This window comes from Ruegeria marisrubri, from assembly GCF_001507595.1.
Lineage (GTDB): Bacteria > Pseudomonadota > Alphaproteobacteria > Rhodobacterales > Rhodobacteraceae > Ruegeria > Ruegeria marisrubri.
In genome coordinates this window covers 250829-273302 of sequence record NZ_LQBQ01000035.1, presented here as the reverse complement: position 1 = coordinate 273302, position 22474 = coordinate 250829, and the positions used below count along the sequence as shown (strand labels likewise).

Sequence of the window (22474 nt, the reverse complement as noted above, 5' to 3'; positions counted from 1 at the left end):
GGAGTGAAGGGCACGCGGCCCTTACTCCTCAACCTCCGCATCCAGGAGTTCCATGTTCAGGCCGAGGCCGCGGACTTCCTTGACGAGCACGTTGAAGCTCTCGGGAACGCCCGCCTCGAAGTTGTCCTCGCCCTTGACGATCGACTCATAGACCTTGGTCCGGCCGGCGACGTCATCCGACTTGACGGTGAGCATCTCTTGCAGGGTGTAGGCGGCGCCGTAGGCTTCCAGGGCCCAGACCTCCATCTCACCGAAGCGCTGACCACCGAACTGCGCCTTGCCGCCCAGCGGCTGCTGGGTGACCAGGCTGTAGGGCCCGGTCGAACGCGCGTGGATCTTGTCGTCCACAAGGTGGTGCAGTTTCAGCAGATACTTGATGCCGACGGTCACCGGGCGCGCGAACTGCTCGCCGGTGCGGCCGTCGAACAGGATGCTCTGGCCGCTGGTGTCAAAGCCCGCGCGAACCAGCGCGTCGTTGACGTCGGCCTCTTTCGCACCGTCGAAGACCGGGGTCGCGATCGGCACGCCGCGGGTGACGTTGCTGGCCGCTTCGACCAGTTCGTCCTCGTCCATGTTCGAGATGCCCTCGGCATAGACGTCCTCGCCATAGGCGTGCTTCATCGCATCGCGCACTGGCGTCAGGTCGCCCGATCGGCGGTATTCCTGCAGCGCCTCGTCGATCTTCAGACCCAGACCGCGCGCGGCCCAGCCCATGTGGGTTTCGAGGATCTGACCGACGTTCATGCGCGACGGCACGCCCAGCGGGTTCAGACAGAAGTCGACCGGGGTACCATCGGCCAGGAACGGCATGTCCTCCATCGGAACGACCTTGGAGATCACACCCTTGTTCCCGTGACGGCCGGCCATCTTGTCGCCCGGCTGCAGCTTGCGCTTCACGGCGATGAAGACCTTGACCATCTTCATCACGCCCGGCGGCAGGTCGTCGCCACGGCGGACCTTCTCGACCTTGTCCTCGAAACGGGCATCCAGGGCGCGTTTCTGCACCTCGTACTGCTCGTTCAGGGCCTCGACGACCTGGGCGTCCTTCTCGTCTTCCAGCGCCAGCTGCCACCACTGGCCGCGGGTCAGCGACTCGAGCAGTTCCTCGGTGATCTCCGAGCCCGCCTTGACGCCTTTCGGCCCCTTGACGGCGGTCTTGCCCAGCAGCATCGACTTGAGGCGCGCATAGATGTTGCGGTCGAGGATCGCCAGCTCGTCGTCCCGGTCGCGGGCCAGACGTTCGACTTCCTCACGCTCGATCTGAAGCGCACGCTCGTCTTTCTCGACGCCGTGACGGTTGAAGACGCGAACCTCGACCACGGTGCCGTAATCGCCCGGCTTCACGCGCAGCGAGGTGTCGCGCACGTCGGATGCCTTCTCGCCGAAGATGGCGCGCAGCAGCTTTTCTTCCGGGGTCATCGGGCTTTCGCCCTTCGGAGTGATCTTGCCGACCAGAATATCGCCCGGCTCGACATCCGCACCGATGTACACGATGCCCGCCTCGTCGAGGTTGCGCAGCGCTTCCTCGCCGACGTTCGGAATGTCGCGGGTGATCTCTTCCGGGCCCAGCTTGGTGTCGCGGGCGGCTACCTCGAATTCCTCGATATGGACCGAGGTGAACACGTCGTCACGCGCGATGCGCTCGGAGATCAGGATCGAGTCTTCGTAGTTGTAGCCGTTCCAGGGCATGAACGCGACGACCACGTTCTTGCCCAGAGCCAGTTCGCCCATGTCGGTCGACGGACCATCGGCGATGACCTCGCCCTTCTGAACCGTGTCGCCCACCTTGACCAGCGGACGCTGGTTGATGCAGGTGTTCTGGTTCGACCGCTGGAACTTGCGCAGCCGGTAGATGTCGACGCCGGCATCGCCCAGTTCCAGATCCTCGGTGGCGCGGATCACGATACGCTGGGCATCGACCTGGTCGATGATGCCGGCGCGTTTCGCCTGGATCGCGGCGCCTGAGTCGATGGCGACCTTTTCCTCGATCCCGGTCCCGACCAGCGGCGCCTCGGCGCGCAGCAGCGGAACTGCCTGACGTTGCATGTTCGAACCCATCAGGGCGCGGTTCGCGTCGTCGTTTTCCAGGAACGGGATCAGCGAGGCCGCGACCGACACCAGCTGTTTCGGCGACACGTCGATCAGGTCCACGTTCTCGCGCGGGGCCAGCGTGTAGTCACCGGCCTGACGGGTCGAGACCAGATCGTTGATGAACTTGCCGTTCTCGTCCAGCGTCGCGTTGGCCTGCGCCACGGTGTGACGCATTTCCTCGGTCGCGGACATGTAGTGGACCTCATCGGTCACCTGCCCGTCTTTCACGACACGGTAAGGCGTTTCGATGAAGCCGTACTTGTTCACGCGGGCAAAGGTGGCCAGCGAGTTGATCAGACCGATGTTCGGGCCTTCCGGCGTCTCGATCGGGCACATCCGGCCATAGTGGGTCGGGTGCACGTCGCGTACCTCGAAGCCGGCACGCTCGCGGGTCAGGCCGCCGGGGCCAAGCGCCGACAGGCGGCGTTTGTGGGTGACTTCCGACAGCGGGTTGGTCTGGTCCATGAACTGCGACAGCTGCGAGCTGCCGAAGAATTCGCGCACGGCGGCCGCGGCCGGTTTCGCGTTGATCAGGTCCTGCGGCATGACGGTGTCGATCTCGACCGACGACATGCGCTCCTTGATGGCGCGTTCCATGCGCAGCAGGCCGACGCGGTACTGGTTTTCCATCAGCTCGCCGACCGAGCGCACGCGGCGGTTGCCGAGGTGGTCGATGTCGTCCACTTCGCCCTTGCCGTCGCGCAGTTCCACCAGCGCCTTGATGCAGGCCACGATGTCTTCGCGATCCAGCGTGCGCTGGGTGTCGGGTTTGTCCAGTGCCAGGCGCATGTTCATCTTCACGCGGCCCACGGCGGACAGGTCATAGCGCTCGCTGTCGAAGAACAGCGTGTCGAACAGGGCCGACGCGGCCTCGACGGTGGGCGGCTCGCCCGGACGCATGACGCGGTAGATGTCCATGAGCGCGGTTTCCCGGTTCATGTTCTTGTCCTGCGCCATGGTGTTGCGGATGTAGGGCCCGACATTGACGTTGTCGATGTCCAGAACCGGAATGTCGGTGATGCCCGCGTCGATCAGCTCCTTCACGGTGCCGCCGATCAGTTCGCCGTCCTTGTCGTATTCCAGCGTCAGCTCGTCACCGGCCTCGACATAGATCGCGCCGGTTTCCTCGTTGATGATGTCCTTGGCGACGAACTTGCCGACGATGTGATCGAAGGGCACCAGCAGATGGGTGATCTTGCCCTCTTCGATGATCTTCTTGACCGCGCGCGGGGTGACCTTCTTGCCGGCCTCGGCGATGACTTCGCCGGTCTTGGCGTCGATCAGGTCATAGGTCGGACGGGTGCCGCGCACGCGCTCGGGGAAGAACGGAGTGACCCAGCCCTTCTTCTTGTCGAGCTTGTAGGACACGGTGTCATAGTAGGCATCCATGATGCCTTCCTGATCCAGGCCCAGCGCATAGAGCAGCGTGGTCACGGGCAGCTTGCGGCGGCGGTCGATGCGCGCATAGACGATGTCCTTGGCGTCGAACTCGAAATCCAGCCACGATCCGCGATACGGGATGATGCGGCAGGCGAACAGCAGCTTGCCCGAGGAATGGGTCTTGCCCTTGTCGTGGTCAAAGAACACGCCCGGGCTGCGGTGCATCTGGGACACGATCACGCGCTCGGTGCCGTTGACGATGAAGGTGCCGTTGGGCGTCATCAGGGGCATGTCGCCCATGAACACGTCCTGTTCCTTGATGTCCTTGACCGACTTGGCCCCAGTGTCCTCGTCGACATCGAACACGATCAGGCGCAGAGTGACCTTCAGCGGCGCACTGTAGGTCATGTCGCGCTGCATGCACTCTTCGACGTCGTATTTCGGCTTTTCCAGCTCGTATTTCACGAACTCGAGAACCGAGGTTTCATTGAAGTCCTTGATCGGGAAAACCGACTGGAACACGCCCATGATGCCTTCGCCGTCTTTCGGCGTGTCACCATCTCCGGAGCGCAGGAAAAGATCGTAAGAAGATTTTTGCACCTCGATGAGGTTCGGCATCTCCAGGACTTCCCGGATCTTGCCATAATATTTGCGAAGACGTTTCTGGCCAAGGAACGATTGAGCCATGTCAGATGTCACCTTTTGATGTTCTCAGCGGACAACGACACCGTCGGGCCCCGGCGCCTTGCCCATACGAGACGACACGTCCGGATCAATTCATGGCCACCGTCCCGAGTGGCGGCCTCCCGATCCGCGAACCGCGTCTTAGAAAACGCCCCTGTTTCAGAGGCCCTTTCTAAGACAGGTTCGGCTGGACCCGGAATTTCCGGGCCCAGCCAAATTTGCGATGCATCACAGATGCACCCGAAGACTGACTTAGGCCAGCTCGACTTCGGCGCCAGCTGCTTCCAGCTTGGCTTTGATGTCTTCTGCTTCTGCCTTGTCAACGCCTTCCTTGATCTTGCCGCCGGCTTCGACCAGTTCCTTGGCTTCTTTCAGGCCCAGGCCGGTGATGCCGCGAACTTCTTTGATGACGTTGATTTTCGAAGCGCCGGCGTTCTTCAGAACGACGTCGAATTCGGTCTTCTCTTCCTCGGCTGCGCCACCGGCGTCACCGCCAGCTGCTGCGACCATGACGGCGCCGCCAGCTGCGGGCTCGATGCCGTACTCGTCCTTGAGGATGGTTTTCAGTTCTTGTGCTTCCAGCAGGGTCAGACCAACGATCTCTTCTGCCAGTTTCTTCAGATCAGCCATTGTATCAGCTCTTTCCGTTTACAGTGTGTGTTCCAACGTCAGGGCATGCGCCCCACGCAGATCATTCAGTGCCAACCGCTTACGCAGCTTCCGCCTTCTCTTCGATGGTGGAAAGGATGCTTGCGATGTTGCTTGCAGGTGCGCCAATCGCGCCAGCGATGTTCGAAGCAGGTGCGCCAATGCAGCCCACGATCGAAGCAATGAGCTCCTCACGCGACGGCATTTTCGAGACGGCTTCGACGCCGGCACGGTCAAGAGCGTTCTCGCCCATTGCACCGCCAAGAATTTCGAACTTCTTGTTCTCCTTGGCGAAGTCCTCGGCCACCTTGGCTGCTGCCACGGGGTCCTCGGAATAGGTCAGAACGGTCATACCCGTCAGCAGGTCGGCCATGCTTTCACACGGCTTACCCTCGAGGGCGATTTTGGCGAGCCTGTTCTTGGCAACACGCACGGAACCGCCCGCTTCGCGTGCACGCGCGCGCAGGTCCTGCATCTCGGCAACTGTCAGACCGGCGTAGTGAGCAACCACCACGACGCCAGAGCTTTCGAAGATCTGGCCGAGTTCCTCGACCACTTTCTCTTTCTGGGCTCTATCCACAGTTCTCTCCAAGTTAGGGACGATGACTCATCCCGGCTCAAGTTTGCCGGGCTGACACCCGGCGTTCAGGTCCGTGATACGGGGTGGAGCCAAAATATCGCCCGAGGGTGGGACCCTCGATCTTTTGGTCTTACCCGTCTCAGGCAGGAAATTAAGACCCCTTGCAGGGCCACCCACCGTCTTGGACGAAACGAAATAAAGCGCACGACGAATCGCACGCTTTATTCCGCTGCCCTCTTTAGGGCAGATCAGCGGGGTTTCCAAGCCCAAAATTCCCGCGCCAAGGAACGTGCTCGGGCCTGCGCCGGGGTATGAAGATGCGTTCTCAGCACCGCCGCGTCCGCGGCATTGATCGACTCGCTTTCGACCTGCGTCCCGTTCGCGACCATGCCGCTGCCGTCGGTGATCACGTGGCGCGACGGGCGATCGTCATCGAACACGTTTCGGCGCGACGTGTCGTTCAGCGTCATGGTCGCGCCGGTTCCGGCGGAATACTGAAAGATCGTCCCGTCCGGCGTGTCCGAGTTGTTGATGATCGGATTGTCGACAATGGACGAATTGGAACTGCTCGCGACGATCAGGCTTTCACTGTCTTGGGCAAAAAAACTTCTTTGAACCATTATCCTTGCTGCCGGTCCTCCCCGCCCGACCGGCGCGGTGCCACATCTCGAGTTCGTTCCAGCGAATCGTCATCCGGTTGCAAAAGCAAAACCGCCGCCATCCTTGACGGATACTGGCTTGCCCGAAACGCAAGGCCCCCGGCAAGGCGTGCTTGCCGGGGGCCTGTCTTTGACTCCGATGGCCCGCCTTATTCGGCCGAGGCCTCGGCGACGTCCACGGTCACGCCGGGGCCCATGGTCGAGCTCAGCGCGATCTTCTTCATGTAGGTGCCCTTGGCGCCCGACGGCTTGGCCTTGGCCACGGCCGAGATGAAGGTGCGGACGTTCTCGGCCAGCTTGGCTTCGTCGAACGACGCCTTGCCGACGCCGGCATGCACGACGCCGCCTTTTTCCGCCTTGAACTGGACCTCACCGCCCTTGGCTGCTTCCACGGCCGCTTTCACGTCCATGGTCACGGTGCCGACCTTGGGGTTCGGCATCAGGTTGCGGGGGCCCAGGATCTTGCCCAGACGGCCGACGATCGGCATCATGTCCGGGGTCGCGATGCAACGGTCAAAGTCGATGTTGCCGGCCTGAATGCTTTCCATCAGGTCCTCGGCGCCGACGATGTCCGCACCGGCCTCTTTCGCCTCGTCCGCCTTGGCGCCACGAGCGAAGACGGCAACGCGCATGTCCTTGCCGGTGCCGTTCGGCAGGCCGACGACGCCGCGCACCATCTGGTCGGCGTGGCGGGTGTCGACACCCAGATTCATGGCGATTTCGATGGTTTCGTCAAACTTCGCGGTCGCGTTGGACTTGACCAGTTTGACAGCTTCCTCGACCGACAGGTTTTCCTTGCCGGCGACGGCTTCGCGCGCTGCGCGGGTGCGTTTACCGAGTTTTGCCATCTTACTTCACCTCGATGCCCATGGAACGGGCCGAGCCCAGGATGATCTGCATTGCGCCTTCGATGTCGTTGGCGTTCAGATCCTTCATCTTGGCTTCGGCGATTTCACGCACCTGAGCCACCGTGACGGTCGCGACGGTCTCGCGGCCGGGGTTCTCTGCGCCTTTCGGACGGTTGCGCTTGCCGACCGGCTTCAGACCGGCCGCCTTCTTCAGGTAGTACGACGCCGGCGGCGTCTTGATGTCCATGGTAAAGGACTTGTCCTGATAGTAGGTGATCACGGTCGGGCACGGAGCGCCGGGCTCCATGTCTGCGGTCTTGGCGTTGAACGCCTTGCAGAATTCCATGATGTTGATGCCGCGCTGACCCAGCGCCGGACCAACCGGCGGCGACGGGTTTGCCTGACCGGCGGGCACTTGCAGCTTCATCGTGCCTGCGAGCTTCTTGGCCATTGGCCTTCTCCTTTTCCAACACCCCTCGGACGCGTCCTCGGGGCCTTACGTTGTGTGGTCTGGTCCGCGCGTCGCGATACGCTCGCCTCCCACGGCTAAATCACGTCAGGACTGCTTGGTGACCTGCGTGAAATCCAGTTCGACCGGGGTTTCCCGGCCAAAGATCGAGACGGTCACCTTCAGCTTCTGGTTCTCGTCGTCGACACCCTCGACCATGCCGTCGAAATCCTCGAACGGACCGTCGTTGACCTTGACCTTCTCGCCCACCTCGAAGGTAAGCAGCGTGCGCGGCGCTTCTTCGCCTTCCTGCACGCGGTTGAGGATCTGGTTCACCTCGGCGTCGCGCATCGGCATCGGGCGGCCCTGCGGCCCCAGGAAACCGGTCACGCGGTTGATCGAGTTGATCAGGTGATAGCCCTTGTCCGACATTTCCATGTGCACCAGCACATAGCCGGGCATGAAGCGGCGCTCGGTCTTGACCTTCTTGCCCCGGCGCACCTCGATCACCTCTTCGGTGGGCACCAGAACCTCGTCGATCTCGTCCTCAAGGCCCTGTTCGGCAACCGAGGCGCGGATCTGTTCTGCGATCTTCTTTTCAAAGTTCGAAAGAACGCTGACCGAGTACCACCGTTTCGCCATGAACCTGTCGTCCTTGTTCTGCCTTCGACACGTCCATTCCCGAACGCATCGGTTATTGAAATCCCATCACGGCCACGCCGCGCTTTCCGGAATAAAAAGCGGCGCGCAGCCCGAATCGCCGCACGCCCATCCCGAAAGGTATCGCGTCACCTACTCCGACAAGGCGCGCTGCGCAAGGGGGCACAAGCGCCGGAACGCGAATTCGGCCCCGTCCCGTGCCAGCGTCAGTTGAACGCGCCCAGGATCAGGTGCAGCCCGCCGCGAATGCCCAGATCGACAAGCGCAAAGAACACGGCGGTCAATGCGGCCATGATGAACACCATCACCGTCGTCAGCAGAACCTCGCGACGGGTGGGCCATACGACCTTGGAAACTTCGGCGCGGACCTGCTGAATGAACTGGATCGGATTGGTGGTGGCCATTTGGCGATGTCTCTCTACTAGCTTTGGCCGGGACATAGCCGGGCATTGCGGCAAATTCAAGGGCACTCGGCGTCAGCGAGGGGTTCCTTCACCCGCGACCTATTGCGCGGCCCTCAGATAGTCGTCGTCTGAAACCTTCTCGAGCCAGTCGGCGAACTGCCCGTCCAAACCTTCCTGGATGGCCAGATGCACCATCGCCGTGTCCGGCCCGGCCCCGTGCCAGTGTTCCTCGCCCGGCGGAATCCAGACGGTATCGCCGGGACGGATCACCTGCGGGGCCTCGCCACGCCGCCCCACCAGACCGACGCCGGACAGCACATGCAGCGTCTGGCCCAGCGGATGGGTGTGCCACGCGGTGCGCGCACCCGGCGCGAAGGCGACCCTCAGCGCCATGACGCGCGCCGGCGCCGGCGCTTCGATCACCGGATCCTGCCAGACGGTTCCGGTGAAATACTCCTTGCGCCCCTGTCGCGTCGGGCGGACGCCTGCCTTGTGGATTTCCATGAAACACCTCCCCGGCGCCCCGGCCCCACCGTTCGCTTGCCGGTCAGGGCTTGGGCTTGTCGTCCCATTGATTGCTGAGAATGCGCCGTGCGTCGCCCTCTGGGTCGTCATACTGGTTCGAGCGCACAGTGTAGATGAACGCGGCAAGGCCCACGCCGCCGAGCAGCAGGGAGATCGGGATCAGATAGGCCAGCACTTCCATCGCTTCACCTCAGCCTCAGGGCGTTCAGGGATACGGTAATCGACGAGGTGGACATCGCCAAGGCCGCGATCAGCGGCGAGCAGAGCCCCGCCACCGCCAGGGGCACCGCGATCACGTTGTAGACCGTGGCGATACGGAAATTCTCGCGGATCCGCCTGGTCGCCTTCACCGCCGTTTCGCAGGCATCCGCGATCGGCGACAGGTCGGTTCCCAGCAGCACGATGTCGGATGCCACCCGCGCGGCGTCCAGCGCCGAGGCCGGGGAGATCGACACATGCGCCGCCGCCAGCGCGGCCGTATCGTTCAGCCCGTCGCCCACCATCAGAACCTTGTGCCCGGCATCCGTCAGAGCCTGCACCCGCCGCGCCTTGTCCTCAGGCAGCGCCTCGGCCTGCCAGTTGTCGATCCCGAGCCGTTCGGCCAGAGCCGCCACCGCCGCCTCGGCATCGCCAGAGATCAGAACCACGTCCTTGCCGGCCTGCCGCAACGCGCTGACGGCCTCGGCCGCGCCGGGGCGCAGGGAATCGGTGAACAGGAAGGCCACCGGCGCACGATCTCCGACCGCCAGCCAGGCCGCCGTCTGCTGCCCCTGCTCGGCCCCGACCCAGGCGGCGCGGCCCAGCCGGACGCGCTGTCCGCGATACTGGCCTTCGGCGCCATAGCCCGGCACCTCGACGATATCCTCGACCCGGGCCGGTTTGATCCCGGCCTCACGCGCCGCCTGGGCCAGGGATTGCGACAACGGGTGCGAGGACGCCCCGGCCAGCGCCAGCGCGATTTCCAGATCCGAACGGGAATGCTCGCCCAGATTCGTCAGTTCCGGCGTGCCTGCGGTCAGGGTTCCGGTCTTGTCGAACACGACCGTATCGACCTCGGCCAGACGCTCGAGCGCGGTGGCGTGCTTGATCAGCATCCCCTTGCGGAACAGACGCCCCGACGCGGCGGTCGTCACGGCGGGCACGGCGAGCCCCAACGCACAGGGGCAGGTGATGATGAGAACCGCCGCCGCGATGTTCAGGGCGGTGCGGATGTCGCCGGAATAGAGGAACCAGCCCACGAAACTCAGCGCCGACAGGATGTGAACGCCCGGCGCATAGAGTTTGGCCGCGCTGTCGGCGAGCGACGTGTAACGCGACCGCCCGGATTCGGCGATCGCGACCAGATCGGCCATACGATGCAGCGAGGTGTCCTGTCCCACGGCGGTCGCGCGGATCGTCAGCGGGCCGGTCAGGTTCACCTCGCCCGCGCTGACGCTCTGGCCCGGTTCGGCGAAGACCGGCAGCGTCTCCCCGGTCAGCAGCGAGCGGTCGAGTTCGGACCGGCCCGACACGATCTCGCCATCCACCGGCATCCGCCCTCCGGGGCGCACGCGCACGAGGTCGCCGACAGTCAGGGCGGACACCGCCACCTCTTCCTCGGCCCCATCGGTCACGCGAATGGCGCGCGGCACCTCCAGCGCCGCCAGTTCCTCGGCGGCGGATCGGGCCACGGCCCGGGTGCGGTAGTCCAGGTAACGGCCGGCCAGCAGGAAGAAGGTCAGGGTCAGGGCCGCGTCGAAATAGGCGTGTTCGCCGCTCAGCGAGGTCTCCCACAGCGAGGTCACCAGCGCCAGCAGGATGGCCAGCACGATCGGCACATCCATGTTCAGCCGCCGGACCCGCAGGGCGCTCCATGCGTTCACGAAGAAGGGCTGCGCCGAAAACGCGATCGCCGGAAAGGCAATCGCGGCGGAAATCCAGTGGAACATGTCGCGCGTCGCGTCCGATGCCCCGGACCAGACCGAGACGGACAGCAGCATCACGTTCATCGAGGCAAAGCCCGCCACCGCCAGACGCATCAGCAGGTCGCGCCCCGCCTTATCCGCCTGCGTCGCGGTCAGTGCGCTGGCATCCAGTTCGTGCGCCTCGTAGCCCGCCCGTTCGAGCACCGGGATCAGGTCGGCGGCGCGCACGTCCGGGCCGGCCTGAACCATCGCCCGCTTGAGGGTCAGGTTCACCCGCGCGGACTCGACACCCGGCACGGCATTCAACTCGCGCTCGACCGTTGCGATGCAGGCCGAGCAATGGATGCCGGGCAGAGACAGCGCAATCTGCACATCCTCGGGCACAGGCTGCACCGGCTCGGCCGGGGCTGCGATGCAGCCCGGACAAGCCGCGGTGCCGGGGCGTATCTGCGCCGTCATCCGCCTAACCCTTCACGTAGATCGGGATGCGTTGGGTGAATTCGGTGCCGTCCTCGGCCCTGGCCACTATGCGAAGGTTCCAGTTGCCCGCGCCCAGTTCGGCCTTGGCCACATAGGCCGTACCATCAAAGGCGAATTCGGGCCGGGTGTCCTCTTTCACATGGGTCGCGCGCCCCAGCACGGCATCAAGCTCGGCCACCTGAACCGGGTTGCCCGCCTTGTCGGTGATCGACAGGATCAGCAACCCTCCGGCAGCCTTGGCATTGACCGTCCAGCCGAGCGCCTCTTGCGCATGGAGCCTTTCGTTGAATTCTTGGCTGGCGACGTAGGAGTTTTTCACCTCAAGCCCGGGAAAGGTCTTTACCGCGCTGTAGGCGAGGGCCAGATTCACCGCGATGATGACACCGAACGCGCCGCCGAATACGGCCAGCGCATGTTTGCCGGTGAATTTGCGTTCCGCCATGATCAGTTCCCCCGTCCGTTGAACGTGGTGTCCTTGTAGGCGCGCTCGCCGCTCTTCAGGTCTTCGACCCAGATCCGCACCGGAGTGCTGGCCGCACTGGACGGCGGCGCCCCTTTCGGTGCCTCGATATATACACGAGTGAGATGGGCCGTGTCAGCCGGCACGGTGACCTTGTCGTCGGGCGAGCCTTCGATCTGGATGCGCATGGACGGGTCCCCCTTGACCGAAAGCTGGAAGGGGCGTTCCTCGCCATGCTTGTTGCGCAGGCGCACGTCATAGGTGTTGCGGATCGAGCCGTCGGACAGCGTCACGTAGGTCGGGTTTCGCACCGGCGCCACGGTCAGGTCGATGTCGGGGCGGATGAACAACGCAAAGAGCAAGCCGAGCCCGACAAGAGACCACAGCGACGTGTAGAGGATCGTGCGGGGCCGCAGGATGTGCTTCCACACGCTTTTCGGCGGCCGGCCGGCGCGTTCGTTCTCTTCGTCGCTGAGCGCCATGTAGTCGATCAGGCCGCGCGGCTTGCCGATCTTGGCCATCATGTCGTCACAGGCGTCGATACACAGCGCGCAGGTGATGCATTCCAGCTGCTGGCCGTCGCGGATGTCGATGCCCACCGGGCAGACATTGACGCAGGCCATGCAGTCGATGCAGTCGCCCAGCTGGGAATCCGGAGTCCGCTTGCCCTTGCCGCGTGGTTCCCCCCGCCATTCGCGATAACCGACGACAAGCGTATCCTCGTCCATCATCGCCGCCTGGATGCGCGGCCACGGGCAGGCATAGATGCAGATCTGCTCGCGCGCGAACCCGCCGAAGAAAAAGGTCGTGCCGGTCAACAAGAGCATGGTGGTGTAGGCGATCGGATGCGCGTTTCCGGTCACCAGATCCCGCGCCAGGGTCGGCGCGTCGGCAAAATAGAACACCCAGGCACCGCCCGTCGCGAGACCGATCAGAAGCCAGACGGCCCACTTGGTCAGCCGCAACCGCGCCTTGCGGAAGTCGAGCTTCTTCTGGCGGTGCAGACGCAGGCGGGCGTTGCGGTCGCCTTCGATCCAGCGTTCCACCAGGATGAAAAGGTCGGTCCAGACGGTCTGCGGGCAGGCATAGCCGCACCAGACGCGACCAAGCGCCGAGGTGAACAGGAACAGGCCGAGACCCGCCATGATCAGCAACCCGGCGACGAAGTAGAATTCATGCGGCCAGATCTCGATCCAGAAGAAATAGAACCGCCGGTTCGCCATATCCAGCAACACCGCCTGATCCGGCAGGCTGGGCCCGCGATCCCAGCGGATCCATGGTGTCAGGTAGTAGATGCCCAGCGTCACCGCCATGATGACCCATTTGAGGTTGCGGAACTTGCCCGAAACCCGCCGCGGAAATATCGGTTCCCGAGGGGCGTAGAGGCTGGGGGCTGGATTGGAATCGCTCACGGAAATGCTCCAGATCTGGGGGGCTGTCGAAGCGTCTTGTTCCAGATCATACATGGCTCAACTTTGACATGGGTCAAAAAGCGCATCGTGCAAATACCTTTTTCACGCTTCGCGCGCCTGACGTTTCAACCACGCGACGAAGGTCTTGACCGCCTGTCTTTGCGGCGATTGAGACGTCACGATGTGGTATCCGCGGTCGTCAGGCTCGGCATACAGCTCGATCAGCCGGCCGGCGCGAATGTCGCCTTCGACGAAGTGCCGCACGGTGACGGTAACCCCCTGCCCCGCGCGCACGCCTTCCAGAACGAGGTTGCCCGGCAGATTCGTCCGCCCGGCGCCGGGCTCGATCGCGGCGCCGTGTTCGGCAAGCCAGGCCGTCGCCTCGGTCGTGCCGACCTCTTCCAGCCAGGGCAGCCGGGCAAGTTCGGCCGGCGTCCAGTCTGTTTTCCCTCCCAGCAGGCCGGGCGCGGCGACGATGACCATGGGCGTCTGCAGCAGCATCTGCGACTGCACGCCCGGCCAGCCGCCCGCCCCGTAGCGGATCGCCACATCCACGCCGCCCGGGCGCAATTCGACCAGTTCGGGCGACGGGTCCAGAACCAGGTCGATATCGGAGTGTTCCGAGCGGAAGGCCGGCAATCGCGGCATCAGCCACGAGGCGGCAAAGGATGATGTCAGCGACACATGCACCGGGCGCTCGGACCCGGACTGCGCGAGATCCGATACCGCGGCGCCAATCGCCCCAAACCCCAGTTGCACGGCGCGGGCGAGATGCTCTCCGTCGGCGGTCAGCGTCAGAGACTTGCCGCTGCGATCCAGCAGCGCCACGCCCAGGAACGTCTCGAGCGCGCGCAACTGCTGACTTATGGCCGCATGGCTTACATTCAGCGCCTCTCCAGCCTGAACCACATTTCTCTTTTCCGCAAAGGCGGCAAAAGCCCTGAGGGATGCCAAAGGCGGAAATCTCAGCCAATCCATATGTAATCCTGACTTACATATTGGAATTGTTATTGAGTCGCAATTTTGCGGTCAAGGAATGATCTTGGTGGCAGATCTCATCGCAACAGGAGAACGATCATGCTGACCATCTATGCCAAGTCCTTCTTGACCGCGACACGCCTCAACACCCCGAAACTGCGCGATGCGCCCCGGCCGGACGCACCGAAACGGAAACGCTGGCTGCCGGAAAATCACTGGTGGCTGAAAGGCGGGCGCGGCGTGGATCCGGAAAACCTGTAGGGCAGATGCGCATTTGCCCACTGGACCGAAACAGGTCTTGGCCTTAGTTTCGGAAAAGTTGGCGCCGGCTGTTCAGGAAACGCGCGAACAGATGGAACAGCCGGCACCGCACCCTTCGGGCGGCGAACCGCCCGAAGGTATTCTCAGGTCTTACTCACCGCCGCCCAGCTGGTGGACATAGGTCGCAACCGCGCGGATCTGCGCCTCGGTCAGGCGGGTATTCCACGCCGGCATCACGCCATAACGGCTGTTCGTGACGGTTTCGGTCAGACTGTCGTAGTCACCACCGAAGAGCCAGATCGCGTCCGACAGGTTCGGCGCGCCCTGCTCGCGGTCGCCCGTCGCATCCTCACCATGGCAGGCAGCGCAGTTGTCCGCGTAGATCACCGAACCGGCCTCGACCGCGCCCGCATCCCGCGGCTCACCCGACAGCGACATGACATAGTTGACGACCTGATCGATCTCCTCTTCGGTCAGCAACTCGTCCCGGCCAAAGGCAGGCATCTCGGAGTAGCGCGCTTCGTCGCTGTCCTCGTTGCGGATACCGTGCGTGATCGTGTAGTGGATGCTTTCGATGTCACCACCCCACAGCCAGTCGTCGTCCAGCAGGTTCGGATAGCCCTTGGCACCGGCGGCACCCGAGCCGTGACACTGGGCGCACCAGGTCTTGAACACGGCGCTGCCGGCCGAAACCGCATAGCTGTTCAACTCGGCGTCGCCCTGGATCGAAGCCAGTTCGACCGACGCCAGCTTGTCGTTGATCGCGGCGTTGGCTTCTTCGACGGCGGCAATCTCGGCCGCCACGTTGGCGCGGGTGGACCAGCCCAGGATACCGGCCGTCGCCGAGTTCACCAGCGGCCAGGCGGGATACAGGATCGTGTAGATCACGCCCCAGATGATCGTGGCATAGAAGGTCCACAGCCACCAGCGCGGCATCGGGTTGTCGAACTCTTCAAGGCCGTCCCAGACATGGCCGGTGGTCTTCGGATCACCCGGTTGCTTTTCAGGTGTCTTGCTCATTTCCGCGCCTCCTCGCATGTGGCGGGTTTGTCTTGATGCCGGAAGGGGATGTTTGCGCTGTCGTCGTGCGCCTTGCCCGCACCGGGGCGGAAGACCCAGAGGACCACCCCGATGAAGAAGGCAAACAGGACCAGCAACATCCAGCTATCCGCGAATTGCCGAAGGATCGTGTATTCTTCCATCACGGTCCTCCTTACCGGCTCGCTTCAGGCGTGAAGGTCGAGAAATCGACCAGGGTGCCCAGCATCTGCAGATAGGCGATCAGGGCGTCCGCTTCGGAAATGCCGGGCTGGCCGTCGAAGTTGCGCACGTTCACCTTGTCGCCGTAGCGCTCGAGCAGACCGTCATAGTCGCTGTCCGGATCCGCCTGGGCGCGGAAATCGGCCTCGGCGTTCGCGATCATCTCTTCGGTATACGGCGTGCCGACGATGGCATTGGTTGCCATGATGTCGCCGATATACTTGCCGTCGATCATCTTGTTCTCGAGGAACCCGTACTTGGGCATCACCGATTCCGGCACCACCGACTGAGGATCGCGCAGGTGGTCCACATGCCACTCGTCCGAGTAGCGGCCGCCCACGCGGGCCAGGTCAGGACCGGTCCGCTTGGACCCCCACTGGAACGGGTGGTCATACATCGACTCGGCCGCCAGCGAGTAGTGGCCATAGCGCTCGACCTCGTCCCGCATCGGGCGGATCATCTGGCTGTGGCAGACATAGCAGCCTTCGCGGATGTAGATCTCGCGCCCCGCCATTTCGAGAGGGGTGTAGGGCCGCATGCCCTCCACCTTCTCGATGGTGTTCTCAAGGTAGAACAGCGGGGTGATCTGCACGATGCCACCGATGGTCACGACCAGAAAGCTGAAGATCAGCAGGAGGGTGACGTTGGTCTCGAGGATCTTGTGTTTGTCGAGAATTGCCATTGTTCCGGCCCTCCTTATTCAGCCGGGACCGCGACCGACAGGCTGGCCTCTTTGGCCGGCGCCTTCCGGACGGTCATCCACAGGTTGTAGCACATGATCACCGCACCCGTGACGTACAGAACGCCGCCCAGAGCACGCACCACGTACATCGGGAACTTGGCGGCCACCGTGTCGGCGAACGAGTTCACCAGGAAGCCGTTGGCGTCCACTTCACGCCACATCAGGCCTTCCATGATGCCGGTGACCCACATCGACGCGGCGTAGAGCACGATGCCGATGGTGGCGAGCCAGAAGTGCCAGCTGACCATCTGCAGCGAGTACAGACGCTCGCGCTTCCACAGGACGGGCACCAGGAAGTACAGCGCACCAAAGGTGATCATGCCGTTCCAGCCCAGCGCACCCGAGTGCACGTGGCCGATGGTCCAGTCGGTGTAGTGCGACAGCGAGTTCACCGCGCGGATCGACATCATCGGGCCTTCGAAGGTGGACATGCCGTAGAAGCCCACCGAGATGACCATCATGCGGATGATCGGGTCGGTGCGCAGCTTGTCCCATGCGCCCGAGAGCGTCATCAGACCGTTGATCATACCACCCCACGAGGGCATCCACAGCACGACCGAGAACACCATGCCCAGGGTCGAGGCCCAGTCAGGCAGCGCGGTATAGTGCAGGTGGTGCGGACCGGCCCAGATATACAGGAAGATCAGCGCCCAGAAGTGGATGATCGACAGCTTGTAGCTGAAGACCGGACGTTCGGCCTGTTTCGGGATGAAGTAGTACATCATGCCCAGGAAGCCCGCAGTCAGGAAGAAGCCCACGGCGTTGTGGCCATACCACCACTGGATCATGGCGTCCTGCACGCCCGACCAGACGATGACCGACTTCGAGCCCCAGATGCTGACCGGGATGGTCATGTTGTTGACCAGGTGCAGCATGGCCACCGTCACGATGAAGGCCAGGTAGAACCAGTTGGCCACGTAGATATGCGGCTCTTTCCGCTTGACGATCGTGCCCAGGAACACGGCCAGGTAGGCCACCCAGACGATGGTCAGCCACAGGTCCACATACCATTCCGGCTCGGCATATTCCTTGGACTGGGTTCCGCCCAGCAGATAGCCGGTCGCCGCCAGCACGATGAACAGCTGGTAGCCCCAGAACACGAACCAGGCCAGGTTGCCGCCCCAAAGACGGGCCGCGCTGGTCCGTTGCACCACGTAGAAGGACGTGGCGATCAGCGCGTTGCCGCCAAAGGCGAAGATCACTGCCGACGTGTGCAGCGGACGCAGACGTCCGAAATTGGCAAACCCCTGCGCCCACTCGAAGTTGAGGGCCGGGAAAGCGAGTTGAAAAGCGATAAAGGTTCCGGCGAGGAAACCCACGACCCCCCAGAAGGCCGTCGCGATCACGCCGTAGCGCACCACGCCGTCCATGTATTCCCCCGAGCGATCCGTCAGGATGTCCGGTTCGTCCGTGTTCCGAAGGGTCCAGATGAACAACCCACCGGCAATGAGCGTGATCAGGATGGCATGCACCTGATACGCCAAGTCTCGTGCATAATTGGCTGCCATCGCGCCGAACAACGCGACCAGACCAAGCACGATCAGCTTGATGTAATTCGACATATTGCGTCCCTTTGCCATGTCCCGCGCGTTTCTCGCGTCGCGCCAGACTTCTTTGACTGGTTGCCGTAATGTATAATGACAGCCAGAGTTGCTTTGATCTGTGTCAAGACAATAGCCCGTTTTCTGTGACACGCATAACCAATCATTGGGAAAACTGGTCGCACTTGGAATTGCGCCGGAACCACGAGGTTGAAATGTCTTATAAAACCCTGCTGACCGTAATGACAGAGACCAAGCTGGCAGAACCCGCCTTGGCGCAGATGGTCGCGCTTGCCGAGGCGCAGGATGCGCATGCCGAGGCACTCTGTCTTGGCGTCGACCGCAGCCAGACCGGGTACTACTATGCGGGCGCGAACGCCCTGATCCTTCAGGAGACGCTGAGCCGCGCCAAGGCCGAGGCGGACGAAGTTCTGGCCTTTGCCGAAAACTACCTTGGCAAGTCGGGCGTTCGCTGGTCCGCCGAGAGCGGCGTGGCGCAGATTGCCGATCTCGGCCGTCACGTCGCGCACCGCGCCCGCTTCTCGGATCTCGTCATTCTGCCGCGCCCCTATGGCGAAGGCCGGGGCGCCGAGGCCGAGCCCATCGTCGAGGCCGCGATGTTCGAAGGACATGCGCCGGTTCTGATGGTCCCGGATGATGCCAAGCCTTTCTCGAAACCGGGAACGATCATGATCGGCTGGAACGAAAGCATCGAGGCGATGCGCGCCATCCGGCAGGCGCTGCCGTTCCTGAAACAGGCCGATCTGGTGCGCATCGTGGTGATCGACCCGCCGCGCCACGGCCCCGATCGCTCGGATCCGGGCGGGCTGCTGTCGCAGATGCTGTCGCGCCACGGTGTGAAATGCGAGATCGACGTCCTCAGCAAGACCATGACCCGCGTTTCCGACATCCTGAACCGCCACGCGGCGGACACCAGTTCGGATCTTATCGTGATGGGGGCCTATGGCCACTCGCGTTTCCGCGAGGCGATCCTGGGCGGGGCGACGCGCAACATGCTCGAGCAGGCCACGGTGCCTGTGTTCATGGCGCACTGAAGCTCGCCCAAACGGAATTGAAGGCGCCCCAAGGGGCGCCTTTTTTCATGCCTTGCGGATCAGTCCCACGATGAACAGCAGGATCACCGCGCCGATCGTGGCATGTAGGATGGATGCAAACATGCCGCCCCCCACCGCAAATCCAAGCGCCGGAAAGATCAGCCCCGCCAGAAAGGCCCCGACGATCCCAACGATGATATTGCCGAACAGGCCGAAACCGCGGCCTTCCATGATCTTGCCGGACAGCCAGCCGGCAACGGCTCCGACAATCAGCATGCTCAACAGGCTTTCAAATTGCATCCGCCTTCCCTCCTCCGCAAATGCCTGGGAGCACTAGAGCACGGGAAAGCGGACAAATCACGCCCTTACATAGTGCATGCCCTGGAACTGTGCCCGCAACGCGCGCGTGTCTTTGGCCACCTGTTCCGGATCATTGCCCGTCAGGCCGCGCACGACCAACGCCGACAGTTCTGCCGCATGGTCTGGCGTCACCCCGCGACGCACCAGCTCGGGCGTGCCGATGCGCAGCCCGTTCATGTCCCCCTCGACCGAAGCAATCGGCAAGCCGATACCGCAGGCAAGGAACCCGGCCCGGCGCAATGTCCTGGACGCCGCCTGCCCACCGCCGAAGCCCGCTGCCTCGACCGCGAATTGGTGTGAAGCGGTCGCCCCTTTGGCCCCCTTGAACACTGGCAGTCCCAGCGCCTCCATCTCGGCGGCCAGCGCCTGCGCCAGATCGACCATCGCCTGCCCATAGGCAGGGCCATATTCGATCCAGTCCAGCAGCGAAATCGCCAGGGCCGCCGATTTGGCCGCATCGAAATTCGCGGTCATGCCGGGAAAGGCGATGGCGTCCAGACGCTCAGCGATTTCGGCGTCATTGGTCACGATCAGGCCACCGGCCGGGCCGCCGAGGCTCTTGTAGGTGCTCATGGTCATCAGATGCGCGCCCTCGTCCAGAGGATTGGCCCAGACCCCGCCCGCGATGATCCCGCACTGGTGCGCGGCATCGAACAACACCTTCGCGCCCACCTCGTCGGCGATCTCGCGCACCGCCCGCACCGGGTGCGGAAACAGGTTCAGCGACCCGCCGACCGTGATCAGTTTGGGCCGGTGTTCACGCGCCAAGGCCCGCAGACCCTCCAGATCAAGGCTGTATCCATCGGCGTCCACCGGGGCGTTCAACGTGCGCAGGCCATACAGACCGGCGCAGCCGTCGGAATGGTGGGTCACATGGCCACCGATGCTGGCCGGCGGAGCAATGATCGCGTCGCCGGGACGGGTGAGCGCCATGAAGCCGTAGAGATTGGCCAGGGCACCCGAGCCGACCCGAATCTCGGCATAGCGCGCGTTGAAAACCCGCGCGGCCAGTTCCGCCGCGATCACCTCGATCTCTTCGATGGCCTCAAGGCCCATCTCGTATTTGTCGCCGGGATATCCCAGCGACGGACGGCTGCCCAACCCCGCCGCCAAGGCCGCCTCGGCACGCGGGTTCATCACATTGGTTGCGGGGTTGAGGTTGAAGCACTCCGCGTCATGGATTTCCCGGTTGCGCTCGATCAGGGCGTCGATCCGGTCGCCGATCGCGGCGGGATCCGCGGCAGCGGTTTCAGCGGCAATCTGCTGAACGCGGGCTTCGCAATGGGCGGGAACCCAGGAACGGTGGGCAAGCTGTGGCATTGGAACCTCCTTCGTGTCGGGCACCAGAATGCGTCCGCACCCCATTGCGGGCAAACCAGTTTTGCGAAAAACTAGGGTCAGAAAAATTGAGTCTGAAACAATGCCCGTTGCACCGCCCCGCCCCAAATCCTTTCCGCTGAACGCGCTGCGCGCGTTCGAGGCGGCCGCCCGGCTGGGCGGTTTTGCCGCCGCCGCCGACGAACTGGGCGTCAGCCCCGGTGCGGTGTCGGCCCATGTGAAAGGACTGGAGGAGGACCTGGGCGCGCCGCTCTTCGACCGCAATGCCCGAGGCGTCACCCCGACCGCCCTTGCCCGCCGCGTTCTGCCCGACCTGACACAGGCCTTTGACGCGCTTGGCAACGCGACCCAGACCCTGCGCGCCGTGGCGATGCCGCATGTGGTGCATGTGGTGGCGCTGCCTTCGGTGGCGCAACTGTGGCTGTCGCCCCGCCTGCCCGAGCTGCGCGCCGCCGCGCCCGAGATCGAGATTTCCCTGACGGCGATGGAGGCCCCGCCGAACCTCAAACGCGCGCCCTATGACCTCTACCTGTTCTTCGGCGACATGCCAGGCGAAACACTGGCCCCGGACGTGATCTTTCCGGTCTGCGCCCCGGCGCTCGCCGAACGCCTGAACACACCCGAAGATCTGCTGGGCCTGCCCTGCCTGTCCGACACCTCCTGGTCCGGCGATTGGCGACACTGGGCGGATGCGGCGATGCCCGGCACGGATTTCACCCCGCGCGGCCCGGTCTTTTCGCTCTATTCGCTTGCGGTGGAGGAAACCGTGAACGGCGCCGGTGTGCTGATCGGGCACCAAGCCTTGATCGCGCCGTATCTGCGCTCGGGCCAACTGGTCGCACCGTTCGAGACCCGCGTGACCCTGCCCAGCAGCCTCAAACTCTGGAGTCCGCGGCCCCTCAGGCCGAACACGCCGGCCGGCAAAGTCGCGAAATGGTTGCGTGAAACGGCTTAGACGAGAAAGCCGCCATCGGTGTCGTCGCCCGCCTCTTCCATGAGGCGGCCCATGTCGGGGATGGTGACGTGACGCTTGCCTTCCAACTGGATGATTCCATCCTTTTTCAGCGCGGACATCTGCCGGCTGACGGTCTCCAGCGTCAGGCCCAGGTAATCCGCCATCGCCTCGCGCGTCAGCGGCAGGTCGAACACGATCGGTCCCGACGAGCGACCACGGGTCAAAGTGGCATCTCGGCGCGCGATGATCGACAGGAGGCTGGCGATCTTTTCGCGCGCGGTCTTGCGGCCCAGCACCAGCATCCATTCACGGGCGGCGTCCAACTCGTCCAGAGTCATCTGCAGCAGACGGTGCGCGATATGCGGTGTCCGCGCCATGAGTTCCTCGAACGGCTTCTTTCGGAAACAGCACATCACGATATCGGTCGTGGCTATCACGTCGTAGGCCGCCGTTTCCCGGCCCGGGCGGCCGACGAAGTCGCTGGGCAGCAAAAGGCCGACCATCTGGGTCCGCCCGTCCTCCATCGTCTGGGTCAGAGAGGCGATTCCCGACACGACCGAACCGACGAAATTCATCTGGTCGCCCGACCAGATGATCGTCTGCCCGGCCTCGAAGCTGCGGTAATACTTGATTTCCTCGAGTGCCTCGAGCTCATCCCGTTCGCAATGCGCGCATACGGCACGGTGCCGGATCGGACACTCGCCGCAATTGGAATGTTCAATCTGTATCGGAAGAGTCATCTGTTCGCCCATTTGATCTCGGTCAAGGTGTCCGAGCCAACCATCTTATAGCGGTCTCTTC

24 protein-coding genes are annotated in these 22474 nt (G+C 63.5%); 3 read left to right on the top strand and 21 right to left on the bottom strand.

Annotated elements, in window-relative coordinates:
- Positions 1–21: 21 nt before the first annotated feature.
- From rpoB to AVO45_RS15455, 14 genes are all read right to left on the bottom strand, one after another.
- Positions 22–4158 carry a DNA-directed RNA polymerase subunit beta gene (gene rpoB / locus AVO45_RS15520; RefSeq protein WP_068348668.1) on the bottom strand — a complete coding sequence of 1379 codons (4137 nt, stop codon included), beginning with the start codon at positions 4156–4158 and terminating at the stop codon, positions 22–24.
- 249 nt (positions 4159–4407) lie between these two features.
- On the bottom strand, positions 4408–4785 hold the full coding sequence (gene rplL, locus AVO45_RS15515; RefSeq protein WP_068348665.1) for a 50S ribosomal protein L7/L12: 378 nt from the start codon (positions 4783–4785) through the stop codon (positions 4408–4410).
- A gap of 79 nt (positions 4786–4864) precedes the next feature.
- Positions 4865–5383, bottom strand: coding sequence for a 50S ribosomal protein L10 (rplJ, locus tag AVO45_RS15510; protein ID WP_068348662.1), 519 nt, complete (start codon positions 5381–5383; stop codon positions 4865–4867).
- A 248-nt stretch (positions 5384–5631) separates the two neighbouring features.
- Positions 5632–6003, bottom strand: coding sequence for a hypothetical protein (locus AVO45_RS15505; RefSeq protein WP_068348660.1), 372 nt, complete (start codon positions 6001–6003; stop codon positions 5632–5634).
- A gap of 188 nt (positions 6004–6191) precedes the next feature.
- Entirely contained in the window at positions 6192–6890 is a 699-nt protein-coding gene (gene rplA / locus AVO45_RS15500) for a 50S ribosomal protein L1 (RefSeq protein ID WP_068348657.1), read from the bottom strand.
- A gap of 1 nt (position 6891) precedes the next feature.
- Positions 6892–7341 (bottom strand): 50S ribosomal protein L11, encoded by a 450-nt coding sequence (gene rplK / locus AVO45_RS15495; RefSeq protein WP_068348654.1) that lies wholly within the window; start codon positions 7339–7341, stop codon positions 6892–6894.
- Positions 7342–7446: 105 nt separating this feature from the next.
- Positions 7447–7980, bottom strand: a complete 534-nt coding sequence (gene nusG / locus AVO45_RS15490) for a transcription termination/antitermination protein NusG (RefSeq protein WP_068348651.1) — start codon at positions 7978–7980, stop codon at positions 7447–7449.
- 224 nt (positions 7981–8204) lie between these two features.
- Positions 8205–8402, bottom strand: a complete 198-nt coding sequence (gene secE, locus AVO45_RS15485; RefSeq protein ID WP_068348648.1) for a preprotein translocase subunit SecE — start codon at positions 8400–8402, stop codon at positions 8205–8207.
- 99 nt (positions 8403–8501) lie between these two features.
- On the bottom strand, positions 8502–8906 hold the full coding sequence (locus tag AVO45_RS15480) for a (R)-mandelonitrile lyase (protein WP_068348645.1): 405 nt from the start codon (positions 8904–8906) through the stop codon (positions 8502–8504).
- A 43-nt stretch (positions 8907–8949) separates the two neighbouring features.
- Positions 8950–9108: a cbb3-type cytochrome oxidase assembly protein CcoS gene (gene ccoS / locus AVO45_RS15475; RefSeq protein ID WP_068348642.1), complete on the bottom strand. Its 159-nt coding sequence runs from the start codon at positions 9106–9108 to the stop codon at positions 8950–8952.
- Positions 9109–9112: 4 nt separating this feature from the next.
- Positions 9113–11290, bottom strand: a complete 2178-nt coding sequence (locus tag AVO45_RS15470) for a heavy metal translocating P-type ATPase (RefSeq protein WP_068348639.1) — start codon at positions 11288–11290, stop codon at positions 9113–9115.
- A gap of 4 nt (positions 11291–11294) precedes the next feature.
- On the bottom strand, positions 11295–11753 hold the full coding sequence (locus AVO45_RS15465; RefSeq protein WP_068348636.1) for a FixH family protein: 459 nt from the start codon (positions 11751–11753) through the stop codon (positions 11295–11297).
- 2 nt (positions 11754–11755) lie between these two features.
- Positions 11756–13183, bottom strand: coding sequence for a cytochrome c oxidase accessory protein CcoG (gene ccoG / locus AVO45_RS15460; protein ID WP_068348743.1), 1428 nt, complete (start codon positions 13181–13183; stop codon positions 11756–11758).
- Between the two features lie 102 nt (positions 13184–13285).
- Complete coding sequence (locus AVO45_RS15455; RefSeq protein WP_068348635.1) at positions 13286–14161, bottom strand: LysR family transcriptional regulator; 876 nt, start codon at positions 14159–14161, stop codon at positions 13286–13288.
- 99 nt (positions 14162–14260) lie between these two features.
- Here AVO45_RS15455 and AVO45_RS19795 point away from each other — a divergent pair, with 99 nt between their 5' ends.
- A complete protein-coding gene (locus AVO45_RS19795) occupies positions 14261–14422 on the top strand; it encodes a hypothetical protein (protein WP_157770180.1) in 162 nt (53 codons plus the stop codon).
- Between the two features lie 150 nt (positions 14423–14572).
- Here the strand turns inward: AVO45_RS19795 and ccoP are convergent, their stop codons facing one another.
- Genes ccoP through ccoN form a run of 4 tightly spaced genes read right to left on the bottom strand, consistent with a single transcriptional unit; the run spans position 14573 to position 17986 of the window.
- Positions 14573–15442, bottom strand: a complete 870-nt coding sequence (ccoP, locus tag AVO45_RS15450; RefSeq protein WP_068348631.1) for a cytochrome-c oxidase, cbb3-type subunit III — start codon at positions 15440–15442, stop codon at positions 14573–14575.
- The gene (locus AVO45_RS15445; protein WP_068348628.1) at positions 15439–15624 is read right to left on the bottom strand and encodes a CcoQ/FixQ family Cbb3-type cytochrome c oxidase assembly chaperone; all 186 of its coding nucleotides are present in this window, start codon (positions 15622–15624) and stop codon (positions 15439–15441) included. The genes ccoP and AVO45_RS15445 overlap by 4 nt, the downstream gene beginning before the upstream one ends.
- Before the next feature lie 11 nt (positions 15625–15635).
- Entirely contained in the window at positions 15636–16364 is a 729-nt protein-coding gene (gene ccoO / locus AVO45_RS15440) for a cytochrome-c oxidase, cbb3-type subunit II (RefSeq protein WP_068348626.1), read from the bottom strand.
- Between the two features lie 14 nt (positions 16365–16378).
- The gene (gene ccoN / locus AVO45_RS15435) at positions 16379–17986 is read right to left on the bottom strand and encodes a cytochrome-c oxidase, cbb3-type subunit I (protein ID WP_068348740.1); all 1608 of its coding nucleotides are present in this window, start codon (positions 17984–17986) and stop codon (positions 16379–16381) included.
- Between the two features lie 194 nt (positions 17987–18180).
- Here ccoN and AVO45_RS15430 point away from each other — a divergent pair, with 194 nt between their 5' ends.
- Positions 18181–19020: a universal stress protein gene (locus tag AVO45_RS15430; protein ID WP_068348738.1), complete on the top strand. Its 840-nt coding sequence runs from the start codon at positions 18181–18183 to the stop codon at positions 19018–19020.
- Between the two features lie 45 nt (positions 19021–19065).
- Here the strand turns inward: AVO45_RS15430 and AVO45_RS15425 are convergent, their stop codons facing one another.
- Both AVO45_RS15425 and AVO45_RS15420 read right to left on the bottom strand, forming a co-directional pair.
- Positions 19066–19320, bottom strand: a complete 255-nt coding sequence (locus AVO45_RS15425) for a GlsB/YeaQ/YmgE family stress response membrane protein (RefSeq protein WP_068348623.1) — start codon at positions 19318–19320, stop codon at positions 19066–19068.
- 57 nt (positions 19321–19377) lie between these two features.
- Complete coding sequence (locus tag AVO45_RS15420; protein ID WP_068348735.1) at positions 19378–20700, bottom strand: serine hydroxymethyltransferase; 1323 nt, start codon at positions 20698–20700, stop codon at positions 19378–19380.
- 100 nt (positions 20701–20800) lie between these two features.
- Between AVO45_RS15420 and AVO45_RS15415 the strand changes: the two genes are divergently transcribed.
- On the top strand, positions 20801–21673 hold the full coding sequence (locus AVO45_RS15415) for a LysR family transcriptional regulator (protein WP_068348620.1): 873 nt from the start codon (positions 20801–20803) through the stop codon (positions 21671–21673).
- Here AVO45_RS15415 and fnrL read toward each other — a convergent pair.
- A complete protein-coding gene (gene fnrL, locus AVO45_RS15410) occupies positions 21670–22413 on the bottom strand; it encodes a transcriptional regulator FnrL (RefSeq protein WP_068348732.1) in 744 nt (247 codons plus the stop codon). The genes AVO45_RS15415 and fnrL overlap by 4 nt on opposite strands.
- Positions 22414–22474 lie beyond the last annotated feature (61 nt).